The following is a 13,013-nucleotide window of genomic DNA, read 5'->3' as shown; positions in this document are numbered from 1 at the left end:
CTACCGAGCCTGTCATACGCGCGCTGGCCCAGGGCGCAGCCAACCAGCCTCCCACCACTGGCGCAGCGCCTCGCGCGCCGGCTCGCTCAGGCGGCCCACTTCGCCGGCGGTCAGACGGCGGCGATTGGCCAGGCGGCGCAGCAGCGTGGCGTCGCGGCCACGCACGCGGTAGGCCTCGCCGTTGATGAAGACGTGGTCATCGTCCCACGCCATGCGGGTGCGGCGATCCAGCGACAGCGGCCCTTCCTGCCAGGGCTGCGCGGGCGGGTCGAACCAGACGCGCGGCTTTGGCTCGGTCAGGATCTCGCCCAGCGCCACCGACAACGCGTCGCGGTCGGCCAGCAGGCGGTGCAGCCCCACTTCCGCGAAGGTCCGCAGCGGCAGCGGGATGCGCGCCGGCTCGTCGGTGGCGGGCTGGCGCGCATCCGTGTAGAGCACGTCGTCCTCCCATTCTTCCGCCATGCGCTGCACCAGCTCGGCGGCCAGCGCGCCGCGCTGCGGCACGCGAAAGCCAATCGAATAGGTCATGCAGCCGTCGTCCAGCGCCACGCCGTCGTGCGCCCAGCGCGGCGGCAGGTACAGCATGTCGCCCGGCTCCAGCACCCATTCCTGCTGCGGCTCGAAGCGCTGCAGGATCTTGCACGGCAGCTCGGGACGCAGGCTCAGGTCCTTCTGGCGGCCGATGCGCCAGCGCCGCCGGCCGCTGGCCTGCAGCAGGAAGACGTCGTAGCTGTCGAAGTGCGGCCCGACGCCGCCGCCCTGGCTGGCCCACGAGATCATCACGTCGTCCAGCCGCACGTCCGGCACGAAGCGGAAGCGCTGCATCAGCGCGTGCACGCCGTCGTCGTGCAGATCCACCCCCTGCACCAGCAGCGTCCAGTTCGGGCGCGACAGCGGCGGAAAGGCCTGCTGGCCGCGCCGCGCCCGCGGGTCGAACGGGCCGTGGCGCAGCGTCCAGCTGCGCGCCGGATCGTCCGCCTCGGGGTGCTGCTCGATGATGCGCGACTCGACGTCGTCGCGCGTGGCGAGTTCGAACAGCGCCTCGCGGCTGAGCAGCGGCGCGAAGCCCGGGATGGCCTGCCGGATCAGCAGCGGCTGGCGCTGCCAGTGCGTCTGCATGAAGGCGGCCGGCGACAGTCCCCCGAGCAGCGGCGTCGGCGCCTCGAGGTCCAGCCCACAGGGGGCCAGGGATGCGGTGGAGCTTGACTTCATGGGACAATTGTCCGATGAACGTGACCCCTCCCTGCGTGGTGAGCCTGACCTGGACGCTCGCCGACACCTTGGGCGACGTGCTCGACGAGAGCGACGAGCCGGTGGAGTTCCTGGTCGGCGGACGTGACCTGCTGGCCAGCATCGAGCGCGCGCTGCAGGGGCGCGAGCCGGGCGAGCGGCTGGAGCTGCACCTGGAGCCCCAGGACGCCTTTGGCGACTTTGATGATCGCTTGATTTTTCTGGAGCCGCGCAGCGCGTTTCCAGCCGAACTGGAAGTCGGTATGGCGTTTGAGGGCCTTCCACCAGGCTGCTCAGCCGACGCTCCACGCGATCGAATCTACTTTGTCAGCGAGATCTACCCCGACCACGTGGTGCTGGATGGCAACCACCCCCTTGCCGGCATGGCGCTGAGGGTCGCGCTGCAAATCCACGGGGTTCGCCCAGCCACCCCTGAGGAGCTGGCCCGCGGCTCGGTGGGCGGCGGACTGTTGTCGCTGCCAGCCGCCCGTTGAGCCCCCCATGCGCCAGAGGCGGCGCGGGCGCATCCGGCCATCGATGCGAGCCTTATGACCGGCCCGTGGAACCGTAGCCGCCGCTGCCTCGGACGCTCGGCTGGCCAAACGCCTCGACCTCGCGAAACTGCGCCTGCACCACCGGCACGATGACCAGCTGCGCGATGCGCTCCAGCGGCTGGATCGTGAACGGCGCCGGACCGCGGTTCCACGCGCTGACCATCAGCTCGCCTTGGTAGTCGCTGTCGATCAGGCCGACCAAGTTGCCGAGCACCAGCCCGTGGCGGTGCCCCAGCCCGGAGCGCGGCAGGATCAGCGCCGCATAGCCCGGGTCGGCCAGATGGATCGCCATGCCGGTGGGCACCAGCTCGCAGGCGCCGGGCGCCAGCTCCAGCGGCGCCTGCAGGCAGGCGCGCAGGTCGAGCCCCGCGCTGCCCGGCGTGGCATAGACCGGCGGCTGCGCGCGCAGCCGCTCGTCCAGGATCTTGAGCTCGACGTGCATCGCGCCGGCTCCGTCAGGGCTTGCCGCCGCCCTGCATGGAGCGCTTGAGCGCCTCCAGCGGGTCCTCCTCGGCAGGCTTGTCGTCGGCCTGCGGCTGCGGCAGGCCATCAGCGCTGGCCTGACCCTCACTGTCGGCTTCGCCGGCCTTCTCGTCCGCCCACGGATCGGCATCGTCGGGGTCGCCGACCTGCATCTCCAGCAATTGCTGGCGCACCGCCTCGGTGTCGCCCTCCACCGCCTTGGTCAGGCTGCTGGTCACCAACTCGGGCCGAGCCAGCAAGACCGCCACCATGATCAGCTGCAGGGCGATAAAGGCCACCGCGCCTTTGTAAATTTGCGGCGTGGTCACCGCGCCAATGCGCTGCCCCGTCACGGGATCGGTGTAATCCTCGCGCGCCGCCACGCTGCGTAAGTAGAACAGCGCAAATCCAAAGGGCGGCGTCAAAAACGACGTTTGCAGGTTCATCGCCAGGATCACGCCGAACCAGATCAGGTCGATGCCCATCTTGTCGGCCACCGGCGCCAGCAGCGGGATGACGATGAAGGCGATCTCGAAGAAGTCGATGAAGAACCCGAGCACGAACACCAGCAGGTTGACCACCAGCAGGAAGCCCAACTCCCCGCCGGGCAGTTTGTCGAACAAATGCTCGACCCAAATATGGCCATCGGCAGCGTTAAAAGTAAAGCTAAAGACGGTCGATCCAATCAGAATAAACAGCACGAAGATCGACAATTTGGTGCTGTTTTCCAGCGCCTGGCGCACCATCGGCCAGGTCAGCCGGCGCTTGATTGCCGCCATCGCCAGTGCGCCCACCGCCCCCATCGCGCCGCCCTCGGTCGGCGTGGCCACGCCAAGGAAAATGGTGCCCAGCACCAGGAAAATCAGGACCAGCGGCGGGATCAGCACGAAGGTGACCTGCTCGGCCAGACGCGACAGCAAGCCCAGCCGCAGCAGGCGGTTGAGCGCGGCCAACACCAGCGCCAGCAAAGCCGCCACGGTGGTGGACAGCACCACCACCTCATCGGTCGGCGCCGGCGCATCGGCTGCCCGGCCCATCAGCGGGTTCATGATCTCCGCGTGCACCTGGGCCCAAGCCCAACCGGCGGCAGCCACCAAAACCAACAGCGCCAGCAGCGAACGGTGCCCGCTGGCGCCGTTAGGTTCATGATAAATACGCGCTTCAGGCGGCAGCGCCGGAACCCATGACGGACGCACGATCGCCACCGTGACAATAAAAAGCAAATACAGCCCGACCAACATCAGAGAGGGGATCAGCGCGCCGGCATACATATCCCCTACCGAGCGGCCTAGTTGATCCGCCAGCACGATCAGCACCAACGATGGCGGGATCGCCTGCGCCAGCGTGCCCGAGGCGGTGATGACGCCGGTGGCAATCGAGCGGTTGTAGCCGTAGCGCAGCATGATCGGCAGCGAGATCAGGCCCATGGAGATGACCGCCGCGGCCACCACGCCGGTGGTGGCGGCCAGCAGCGCGCCGACCAGCACCACCGCCACCGCCAGCCCGCCGCGCACCGGGCCGAACACCTGACCCACCGTCTCCAGCAGGTCCTCGGCCATGCGGCTGCGCTCCAGGATGATGCCCATCAGCGTAAAGAACGGGATCGCCAGCAGGGTTTCGTTTTGCATAATGCCGAACACCCGCAGCGGCAGCGCCTGAAACAGGTTGTCCGGGAACAACCCGATTTCCATGCCGATGAAGCCAAAGAACAGCCCGGTGGCCGCCAGCGCAAACGCCACCGGAAAGCCGGTCAGCAAAAAGAACAGCAGACCGGCAAACATCACCGGCACAAAGTTGTCATGCAAAAAAGCCATCATGACATCGCACTCCGCCGTGCGTCACGGCTTGCTGGTCAATGAACTTTGGGATTGGCGCGCCGCTTCCGCCGCCGCAATGTCCTTGGCCAACCGCTGGGTTTCGCTCGGACCCTCATGCTCCAGCGGATCGGGCCCGTGCCCCGTCAGAAACGCGACCCGTTTAATCAGCTCGCTAAAACTTTGCAGCGCCAGCAAGGCAAAGCCCGCTGGAATCAGCAGATACACCGGCCAGCGGATCAACCCTCCGGCATTGGACGACATTTCACCGCTGGCCCAAGCGCGCTCAAACAAAGGCCAGCCCAGCTTGATCATCAGCGCGCACAGAGGCAAGATGAACACCACAATTCCGACGATGTCAATCCAGTTGCGCGTGCGCGCGCTCAGCCGACTTGAGACAAAGTCAATGCGCACATGGGCATTGCGCAAAAAAGCGTAGCCGCCGCCGAGCATAAAGACGGCCGCAAACAAATACCATTGCACCTCCAGCCACGCATTGGAGCTGGTACCCAACGCCCGGCGGACGATGGCATTACCCGCGCTGATCAGGGTTGCCGCCAAAATCAGCCACATCGCCAGCCAGCCAATGGCGCGGTTGAGCGCATCAATCCAGCGGGCCCATCGCAACAGCGAGGTCATCGCTTCTCTCCACAATTTGAGGGGCCGCATACTTACCCTGCCGTGGGGTGTCGCCACAGGGTGCGCGGTTTGCGGCCCGTGAACGTAAAAACCCCGCCTGCGCGGGGTCACGCCCGGACGCGAGGGCGTGGCGGCTCGCCAGAACGCCCGCCCCCGCCGCCTGCAGTCACAGCTTGGCTGCTTGCATGTAGCTGTCGAAGCGCGCCTCGGTGAAGCGGAACCACAGGTTTTGATCGCGCTGGAAGTTGCGGTAGTCGGTGTAGATCTTTTTCCAGTTCGGGTTGCTGTTGCTGAGCTCGCTGTAGAGCTCCATGGCTTGCTTGAACGCTTCGTCCATGACGCTCTTGGGCAGTGCCAGCACCTTGGTGCCGTTGGCCACCAGGCGCTTGAGCGCTGCCGGGTTGCGGGCGTCATACATGGCCTGCATTGTTACGTGCGCTTGCGCGGCTGCCGCCTCGACCATGGCTTTGTATTCAGCGGACAGGTCGTTGTAGGCTTTTTTGTTGATGTAAAAATCGATTTGCGCGCCGCCTTCCCACCAGCCCGGGTAGTAATAGTTCTTGGCGACCTTGAAGAAGCCCAGCTTCTCGTCATCGTAGGGCCCAATCCATTCAGCGGCATCAATGGTGCCTTTTTCGAGCGCCTGGTAAATCTCGCCGCCAGGGATGTTTTGCGGCACCGCCCCCATGCGGCTCAGCACCTTACCGGCAAAGCCGCCGATGCGCATCTTAAGCCCTTTGATGTCCGCCGGGCCTTTGATTTCCTTGCGATACCAGCCGCCCATCTGAGCGCCGGTGTTGCCGCCGGGGAAGCTCACGATGTTGTATTGATCGTAAAACTCCCGGAACAGCTTCAGGCCATTGCCTTCATAATACCACGCCGTCAGCTGTCGACTGTTCATGCCAAAGGGAATAGCCGTCCCGATGGCGAAGGTGTCATCTTTGCCAAAGTAGTAATACGCGCAAGTATGGCCGGCTTCCACCGTGCCTTGCTGCACGGCATCGACCACGCCAAACGCCGGCACCAGCTCGCCCGGCGCATGCACGGTCACTTGGAAGCGCCCGCCCGACATGGCGTTGAGCGCTTTGGCAAACACTTCGGCGCCGCCGTGGATGGTGTCCAACGACTTCGGAAAGCTGGAAGTCAGGCGCCAGCGCACGGTCGGCTGAGCGTGCACGGCGGGAGCCGCCGCCGCGGCCAGGACACCGGCAAGACCGGCATGTTTGAGGACAGAACGACGATCCATGAATGAAGTCTCCTTGCTAAAAGGGGAAACCAGCTCGGGAAGCGGCGCCGCGCTTCCTGACAGGCACAATGCTTAGTGTAGTGCAGCGCAACACGCGTTTCGGCAACGTGTAAACCCTAGGAGCGGCCGCCGCAGTTTTGAAATCATTTCAAAACCGGCTTGCAGCCCTTTCACGCTGCGACGATCGGCCAGACGGAAGGATGCGAGCCGCGCACGGACGACAGGCCGCCAAGCGCGCCACGCATGCCCCATCCGCCGCCACTTCAGGTCTTGGCCCGGCACAGCGCCGCAAAGCGGGTTCGCACCTGGCGCTCGATGCCTTCGGCGTCCAAGCCTAGCCGCGACAGCAGCACTCCGGGGTCGCCGTGCTCGATGAAGCGATCCGGCAGCCCGAGCTGCAGCACTGGCTTGACGACGCCCTCGGCGGCCAGCAACTCCAGCACGGCGCTGCCGGCGCCGCCGGCCACACTGCCCTCCTCCAGCGTCACCAGCGCCTCGTGCGTGGCGGCCAGCTCCAGCACCAGCTCGCGGTCCAGCGGCTTGGCCCAGCGCATGTCGGCCACGGTGGCGTCCAGCGCCTCGGCGGCCTGCAGCGCCGGGTGCAGCAGCGTGCCGAAAGCCAGGATCGCCACGCCCCGCCCGCTGCGGCGCCGCTGCCCTTTGCCGAACGGCAGCGCCTGGGGCTCCGAGGGGATCGGCGCGCCGATGCCGGCGCCGCGCGGGTAGCGCACCGCCACCGGATGGTCGCGCCCGAACGCGGTGGTCAGCAGCTGGTAGCACTCGGCCTCGTCGGACGGGCAGGCGATCGCCATGTTGGGCACGCAGCGCAGGTAGGCGATGTCGTAGGCGCCGCAGTGCGTCGGCCCGTCGGCGCCGACGATGCCGGCGCGGTCCAGCGCGAACACCACCGGCAGGTTCTGCAGCGCCACGTCGTGGATCGCCTGGTCGTAGGCGCGCTGCAGGAAGGTCGAGTAGATCGCCACCACCGGCTTCATCCCCTCGCACGCAAGGCCCGCGGCGAACGTCACCGCGTGCTGCTCGGCGATGCCGACGTCGTGGTAGCGGTCGGGGAAGCGCTGGTGGAACTCCACCATGCCGGAGCCTTCACGCATCGCCGGCGTGATGCCGACGAGCCGCCGGTCGCGCTCGGCCATGTCGCACAGCCAGCGGCCAAACACCTGCGAAAACGTCGGCTTGGGCGGCTGCGCCGGCGGCACGATGCCGACCTTGGGGTCGAACTTGCCCGGGCCGTGGTAGGTGACGGGGTCGGCCTCGGCCAGCTTGTAGCCCTGTCCTTTTTTCGTGACGACGTGCAGGAACTGCGGCCCGGCGCCGTCGTCGAGCAACCGGCGGATGTTGTCCAGCGTCGGGATCAGCGCGTCCAGGTCGTGGCCGTCGATCGGGCCGATGTAGTTGAAGCCGAACTTCTCGAACAGCGTGGCCGGCGCCACCATGCCCTTGGCGTGCTCCTCGAAGCGGCGCGCCAGCTCCAGCAGCGGCGGCGCCACGCTGAGCACCTGCTTGCCGACGTGGCGTGCGGCGGCGTAGAAGCGCCCGCTCATCAGCTGCGCCAGGTAGCGGTTGAGCGCCCCCACCGGCGGGCTGATCGACATGTCGTTGTCGTTGAGGATGACCAGCAGCGGCAGCTTGGTGACCCCGGCGTTGTTGAGCGCCTCGAACGCCATGCCGGCGGTCATCGCCCCGTCGCCGATGATGGCGATGGCGCGCCGGCGCTCGCCCTTGGCGTGCGCGGCCACCGCCATGCCCAGCGCCGCCGAGATGCTGGTGGACGAATGCGCGGTGCCGAAGGCGTCGTATTCGCTTTCGCTGCGCACCGGAAAGCCGCTCAAGCCCCCCAGCTGGCGCAGCGTGGCCATGCGCTCGCGCCGGCCGGTCAGGATCTTGTGCGCGTACGTCTGGTGACCCACATCCCACACCAGCCGGTCGTGCGGGGTGTCGAACACATAGTGCACGGCGATGGTGAGCTCCACCGTGCCGAGGTTGGAGCTGAAGTGGCCGCCGGTGCGCGCCACGCTCTGCACGATGAATTCGCGCAGCTCGTCGGCCAGCGGTCGCAACTGCGCGCGCGGCAGGCGGCGCAAATCCGCCGGACTGTGGATCGAAGCCAACAAACCTGAGGTCATCGCTAGGAGCTCCCGGGTCGCGCCCACCCGATGCGGCCACTGGCGTCAGCGGCCGCGCCGCACCACCCACCGGGCCAACGCCTGCAGCTGTGCCGTGTCGGCGTCCAGCCGCTTCAGCGCCGCCAACGCCTGCTCAAGCAGCGCCTCAGCGTAACCGCACGCGCCCTCGCAACCCAACAGCGATACAAAGGTCGGCTTGCCGGCGGCGGCATCCTTGCCCGCAGTTTTGCCCAGCGTCGCGGTGTCGGCGGTGGCGTCCAGCACGTCGTCCACCACCTGAAATGCCAGGCCGAGCGCCTGCGCATACGCATCCAAAACGGCCAGCTGAGCGCCGCTGGCGCCAGCGGCCAGCGCCCCCATGCGCACGCTGGCGCGCAACAACGCACCGGTCTTGCGGCGGTGCATGTCTTCCAAAGCATTCTGATCCAGCGTGCAGCCAACCACGGCCAGATCGATCGCCTGCCCGCCCGCCATGCCGCGCCAGCCGGCTGCTTGCGCCAGCTCGTGCACCAGCCGCAGCGCGCGGGCTGGATCGCGCTGGGCCCACGACGGAGACGACAGCCACTCAAACGCCAGCGCCTGCAGCGCATCGCCAGCCAACAGCGCCTGCGCCTGACCAAAACGCACATGCACCGTCGGCTTGCCCCGCCGCAGCACGTCGTTGTCCATACAGGGCAGATCGTCATGCACCAGCGAGTAGGCGTGGATCAACTCCACCGCGCCGGCCACAGACCAAACCGGCGCCTCTTCGTCTGCGTCGGACGCGCCACCGACAGCCTCCCAAGCCGCCCACACCAGTAGCGGACGCAAGCGCTTGCCGCCGTCCAGCACGGCATAGCGCATCGGCTCGTGCAGCTGCGCCGGCGCCTGCTGGGGCAAGCGCCGTTCCAGCCAAGCCTCCAGCCGCTGCAACACGCGGGCGACCCAGGCGGCCTGCTCGGGTGCGGCAACAAACGTCATGCGTCGCCTTCCCAAGGCCGCTCGCCTTGCGCATCGATCAGGCGAATTTGCTGCTCGACGGCATCCAGCCGCTGGCGGCACCAATCGAGCAACTGCGCCGCCCGCTGGTACGCCCCCAGCAAATCGTCAAGCGGCATTTGACCGGACTCCAGACGCGCAAGCAGGGATTCGAGCTCTTGCACCGCCGCCTCGTAGCTCGCCGGCGCAGCCGACGGGTCATGCTGGGGCGCCGCTGGATGAGGGGTAAGCGTCATGGAAATGCCACAGTTTTGTCAGATGCTGCGCGTCATTTCCGAATTGGAAGTCCGGCGGTGACGCACACGAGATGCTTGTGATTCTAGTGGGGGCGAACCGACACCGCCGCCGCGGGGAAAACGCCCCCTTGCACAGGACGAACGTTCGCGTTTCAACGCCCGCGCAACGCCGCCGAGGCGTTGCGTCGGCGCACGCTTGTCGGTTAGCAAACCACCGTGTTAAGGTTGAAGGCCACTTCTCCGATGCTTCGCGATGACAACGCCACCATGACTGCGACCGTGCCCCCAGCGCCCGCGGATGATCGGCCTGTCGAATTTCTCGACGATGGGCCTGACGAGCTCTCAAGAGCCGATCGGTCAATCTGGCGCGTCCTGGTGGTGGATGACGACGAGGATGTGCACACCGCCACGGTGTTCGCGCTCGAATACACCGAAGTGCTGGGCCGCATGGTGCAACTGCTGCACGCCTACAGCGCGGCGCAGGCGCGTGACATTTTGCAGCGCGAACGCGACATCGCGGTGGTGCTGCTGGATGTGGTGATGGAAACCGCCGACGCCGGTCTGCAGCTGGTGCCCTTCATCCGCCAGCAGCTCGGCATGCACGCCACGCGCATCATCCTGCGCACTGGCCAGCCCGGCTACGCTCCTGAGCAACAGACGCTGGAGCGCTACGACATCAACGATTACAAGTCGAAATCTGAGCTGACGCGACCGCGCCTGTTGGCCGCCATCACCTCTGCGGTGCGCTCGTATCAGCAAATCCGCAGCATCGAGACGCACCGTTTGGGCTTGCAGCGCATCATTGACGCCTCGGCGGACTTGTTGGAGCGCCGCGGGCTGCAGGCGTTTGCCGACGGCGTGCTCACGCAGCTGGCCGCGTTGCTCGACGTCGATCCGGAAGGCTTGGTCTGCGCCCATCACCCCGATGACGGCCAGCCCTGCTTGATCTTGGCCGCTGCGGGCATGTATGCCCATCTGATCGGGCAGCCCCTGGAAGCGCTGCGCGGCCACCCATCGACGCAGCACTTGCTGGAAGCGCTGCGTCAACGGCGCAGCCTCTTTCTGCCGCAGGAGACGGTGCTGTTCGTCGCGGGGGATGATCAGGTTGACATGGCGGTGTACCTGCCGATGGCGCACCACCTGGACCCCGACACGCAGCGCCTAATTGATGTTTTTTGCCTCAACCTAAGCGCCTACCTGCGCAACCTCAACCTGATCGAGCGGCTGCGCGAGCTGGCCTACCACGACCCGCGGGTGGGAGCGCACAACCGCACCTGGCTGGAGCAAAAACTGCAGGACTTGATCGCCCGAGGCCAAGCGTCGGCGCACGCGCTGGCGCTGTTGGATATCGACCGCTTCAGCGGCATCAACGAATGTATGGGCGCCGAATTCGGCGACGATGTGCTGCGCGCGCTGGCGGCGCGGCTGCACGAGTTTGCCCGCAGCGCGCCCCAGGCCCACGAAGCCATGGAGGTTGCGCGCGTGGGCTCCGACACCCTGGCGGTGTTGGGGCCTTCGCCCTGCACGTGGCTGCAGGCGTTGCGCCAGGCCGTGCAGCGCCCGCTGCAAGTTCGCCAGCAACCGTTCAAAATCCAGACGACCATGGCCTGGTGCGAAGGCCACGATTTTGGCCGCAGCGGAGCCGATACGCTGCGCAACGCGGCCACCGCGCTGAAAACCGCGAAAACCCATCACCGTGGCTCGGCGCTGCGCTACGACCCCGCCATGAGCCATGACACCCGTCAGCGCACCCAGCTGCTGGAGCAGCTGCACCATGCGCTGGCCGACGGCGAGCTCTATCTGGCCTATCAACCGCAGCTGGCACTGGACGGGCGGCGCCTGGTTGGGGCTGAGGCGCTGCTGCGCTGGCGTCATCCACAGGGGCTGGCCGTCGGGCCGGATCAATTTATCCCGCTGGCCGAGCAATCCGGCTTGATCGAAGCCATCGGCTCGTGGGTCATCCAACGGGCTTGCCGCGACTGGGCGTGGCTGCAAGCGCAGGGCTGCCCGCTGCCGCGCGTGGCGATCAACCTCTCGCCGATTCAGTTGCGCCGCCCCGCGTTAGTCGATGAGGTGGCCGACGCGCTGCAACAGCATGGGATGCCGGCTCAGGCGTTGGAGCTTGAAATCACCGAAACGGTGGGACTGCCCGATCATTTGCAAACCCTGCCGGTGCTGCAGGCGCTGCGAAAGCTGGGCTTGTCGATCGTCATCGATGACTTTGGCACCGGCTACTCCAACCTGCAGCGGCTGCAGGAGCTGCCCATCGACGGGCTGAAGATCGATCGCTCTTTCATTCAACGCATGCTGCAGAGCCGGTCGTGCGAGCGCATTGTTGAAACCATCGTGCAGCTGGCCGACCATTTGCAACTGCGGGTCACCGCTGAAGGCATCGAAGACGAAGCGGTGCTGGCGCGCTTGCAGACCATGGGCTGCCACGAAGGCCAGGGCTGGGCCATCGCGCGGCCCATGCCCGCCGCGGATCTGCACGCCTGGTGCGCCGAACACATCACCCGCCAGGCTCGCAGCGCGAATTAGTTCACCCCTACCTGCTTGGGGGGCCAAGATGGCCAGACGGACCGCCCCGCCCCGCGTGAGCCGGCGCCGCTTCCTGCTGGGTGGCGGCGCAGCGGCCTTGCTAGCGGGCTGCCCGCGCTCGGTGCCGCGCTGGCGCATTGGAATCCTCAACACCTTCTCCGGCCCCAACGCCGATGCGGGCTTGGCGCAACGCCATGCCGCATGGATGGCCTTGCAAGATCTGCCGCCGCCGCAACCTGAAGTGGAATGGTTGGAATACGACGACCAGGATGACCTCAGCTCTTTGCCGGCGCTGGCTGCGCGCATCGCGCAGGAGCAACCGGTGGCGCTGCTGGGCCCTGCCACCAGCACCTTGGCGCTGCACTGGCTGCCTTGGGCCGAGGAACTGAAGCTGCTGACCATGTCGGCCACCGCCACTGCGGAGGTGCTGGGTCACCGCGACGATTGGTTTTTTCGCACCTGCTCCTCCACGCGCGCCGACGCGCTGCAAGCGGCGCGCTTTGCCGCCCTGCAACCACGCCCCGCTAAAAGGGTCTGCATCGTGCGCAGCGACCGCAACCCGGTGTTTGCCGAAAGCTGGGAGACGCACTTTCGCGCCGACTACCTCAGCCATCACCCGCGAGCCGATGTCTGCACGCTGGCTTACCACGCGCATCAGGGCCTACGGCTGCAGCAATTGCCCGACCGCATCGAGCAACTGCGGCCCGAGCTGATCGTGCTGGTCACCCCCTCCATCGATGCGGCCTACCTGGCGCAGCAGCGGCTGAAGCGCCGCTGGTCCGCTCAGCTGATGGTCACCGACTGGGTCAGCCCGGAAGTGTTGCTGCAATGGGGCGGCCGCGGCGCCGAGGGCGTGTGGCTGGTGGGAGACTTTGACCCGGGCCACCCGGGCGAACGCTACCGCCAGTTTCGCGAACGTTTCCTGCGCATCTATCGCCGCGAGCCCATGGCCAACGACGTGCGCAGCTACGACGCGGCCTTCACCCTGCTGAGCGCCCTGCGCGCCCAGCGCCCCGCCGAGTCGCTTAAAAACACCCTCTTGCGTTTGCAAACCTTTGAAGGACTGCAAAGCATGATTCGCTTCGATGCCTTTGGCGACTGCCAACGCCCCATGGTTCTTTGTACCATCGCGGAAGGCGCGCTGCGGCGCTTGGCCTGACGAAAACGGCTTG

The 13,013-nt window shown here is 66.8% G+C and carries 11 protein-coding genes; 3 read left to right on the top strand and 8 right to left on the bottom strand.

Features of this window, described 5'->3' with window-relative positions; all coding sequences use genetic code 11:
• Positions 1-12: 12 nt before the first annotated feature.
• Positions 13-1,212: a cupin domain-containing protein gene (locus Talka_RS00880; protein ID WP_425472619.1), complete on the bottom strand. Its 1,200-nt coding sequence runs from the start codon at positions 1,210-1,212 to the stop codon at positions 13-15.
• A 14-nt stretch (positions 1,213-1,226) separates the two neighbouring features.
• Here Talka_RS00880 and Talka_RS00875 point away from each other — a divergent pair, with 14 nt between their 5' ends.
• On the top strand, positions 1,227-1,724 hold the full coding sequence (locus Talka_RS00875; RefSeq protein ID WP_143889132.1) for an FKBP-type peptidyl-prolyl cis-trans isomerase: 498 nt from the start codon (positions 1,227-1,229) through the stop codon (positions 1,722-1,724).
• 52 nt (positions 1,725-1,776) lie between these two features.
• Here Talka_RS00875 and dut read toward each other — a convergent pair whose 3' ends face one another.
• The 7 genes from dut to xseB form a co-directional block, all read right to left on the bottom strand.
• Positions 1,777-2,226 carry a dUTP diphosphatase gene (dut, locus tag Talka_RS00870; protein ID WP_143889131.1) on the bottom strand — a complete coding sequence of 150 codons (450 nt, stop codon included), beginning with the start codon at positions 2,224-2,226 and terminating at the stop codon, positions 1,777-1,779.
• A 13-nt stretch (positions 2,227-2,239) separates the two neighbouring features.
• The gene (locus Talka_RS00865) at positions 2,240-4,063 is read right to left on the bottom strand and encodes a TRAP transporter large permease (protein WP_143889130.1); all 1,824 of its coding nucleotides are present in this window, start codon (positions 4,061-4,063) and stop codon (positions 2,240-2,242) included.
• Positions 4,064-4,084: 21 nt separating this feature from the next.
• On the bottom strand, positions 4,085-4,699 hold the full coding sequence (locus Talka_RS00860) for a TRAP transporter small permease subunit (protein ID WP_143889129.1): 615 nt from the start codon (positions 4,697-4,699) through the stop codon (positions 4,085-4,087).
• A gap of 166 nt (positions 4,700-4,865) precedes the next feature.
• Positions 4,866-5,945 carry a TRAP transporter substrate-binding protein gene (locus tag Talka_RS00855; protein WP_143889128.1) on the bottom strand — a complete coding sequence of 360 codons (1,080 nt, stop codon included), beginning with the start codon at positions 5,943-5,945 and terminating at the stop codon, positions 4,866-4,868.
• Positions 5,946-6,208: 263 nt separating this feature from the next.
• Positions 6,209-8,089, bottom strand: coding sequence for a 1-deoxy-D-xylulose-5-phosphate synthase (gene dxs, locus Talka_RS00850; RefSeq protein ID WP_143889127.1), 1,881 nt, complete (start codon positions 8,087-8,089; stop codon positions 6,209-6,211).
• 45 nt (positions 8,090-8,134) lie between these two features.
• A complete protein-coding gene (locus Talka_RS00845) occupies positions 8,135-9,049 on the bottom strand; it encodes a polyprenyl synthetase family protein (protein ID WP_143889126.1) in 915 nt (304 codons plus the stop codon).
• Complete coding sequence (gene xseB / locus Talka_RS00840; RefSeq protein WP_143889125.1) at positions 9,046-9,303, bottom strand: exodeoxyribonuclease VII small subunit; 258 nt, start codon at positions 9,301-9,303, stop codon at positions 9,046-9,048. The genes Talka_RS00845 and xseB overlap by 4 nt, the downstream gene beginning before the upstream one ends.
• Positions 9,304-9,570: 267 nt before the next feature.
• On the opposite strand from xseB, the gene Talka_RS00835 reads away from it, so the two are divergent.
• Both Talka_RS00835 and Talka_RS00830 read left to right on the top strand, forming a co-directional pair.
• Positions 9,571-11,841 carry a putative bifunctional diguanylate cyclase/phosphodiesterase gene (locus Talka_RS00835; RefSeq protein ID WP_185970010.1) on the top strand — a complete coding sequence of 757 codons (2,271 nt, stop codon included), beginning with the start codon at positions 9,571-9,573 and terminating at the stop codon, positions 11,839-11,841.
• 55 nt (positions 11,842-11,896) lie between these two features.
• Positions 11,897-13,000: an ABC transporter substrate-binding protein gene (locus Talka_RS00830; RefSeq protein ID WP_185970009.1), complete on the top strand. Its 1,104-nt coding sequence runs from the start codon at positions 11,897-11,899 to the stop codon at positions 12,998-13,000.
• The last annotated feature ends 13 nt before the right edge of the window (positions 13,001-13,013 follow it).

The sequence above is a fragment of the Tepidimonas alkaliphilus genome, from assembly GCF_007556595.1.
GTDB classification, from domain to species: Bacteria; Pseudomonadota; Gammaproteobacteria; order Burkholderiales; family Burkholderiaceae_C; genus Tepidimonas; species Tepidimonas alkaliphila.
Note: the sequence above shows the minus strand (reverse complement) of the source record. Positions and strands in the feature narration are given on the sequence as shown.

Excerpts from the sequence above, each read along its gene's own strand:
- Talka_RS00880 (WP_425472619.1), bottom strand. The coding sequence starts at position 1,212 with ATGAAGTCAAGCTCCACCGCATCCCTGGCCCCCTGTGGGCTGGACCTC.
- Talka_RS00875 (WP_143889132.1), top strand. The coding sequence starts at position 1,227 with ATGAACGTGACCCCTCCCTGCGTGGTGAGCCTGACCTGGACGCTCGCC.
- dut (WP_143889131.1), bottom strand. The coding sequence starts at position 2,226 with ATGCACGTCGAGCTCAAGATCCTGGACGAGCGGCTGCGCGCGCAGCCG.
- Talka_RS00865 (WP_143889130.1), bottom strand. The coding sequence starts at position 4,063 with ATGATGGCTTTTTTGCATGACAACTTTGTGCCGGTGATGTTTGCCGGT.
- Talka_RS00860 (WP_143889129.1), bottom strand. The coding sequence starts at position 4,699 with ATGACCTCGCTGTTGCGATGGGCCCGCTGGATTGATGCGCTCAACCGC.
- Talka_RS00855 (WP_143889128.1), bottom strand. The coding sequence starts at position 5,945 with ATGGATCGTCGTTCTGTCCTCAAACATGCCGGTCTTGCCGGTGTCCTG.
- dxs (WP_143889127.1), bottom strand. The coding sequence starts at position 8,089 with ATGACCTCAGGTTTGTTGGCTTCGATCCACAGTCCGGCGGATTTGCGC.
- Talka_RS00845 (WP_143889126.1), bottom strand. The coding sequence starts at position 9,049 with ATGACGTTTGTTGCCGCACCCGAGCAGGCCGCCTGGGTCGCCCGCGTG.
- xseB (WP_143889125.1), bottom strand. The coding sequence starts at position 9,303 with ATGACGCTTACCCCTCATCCAGCGGCGCCCCAGCATGACCCGTCGGCT.
- Talka_RS00835 (WP_185970010.1), top strand. The coding sequence starts at position 9,571 with ATGACTGCGACCGTGCCCCCAGCGCCCGCGGATGATCGGCCTGTCGAA.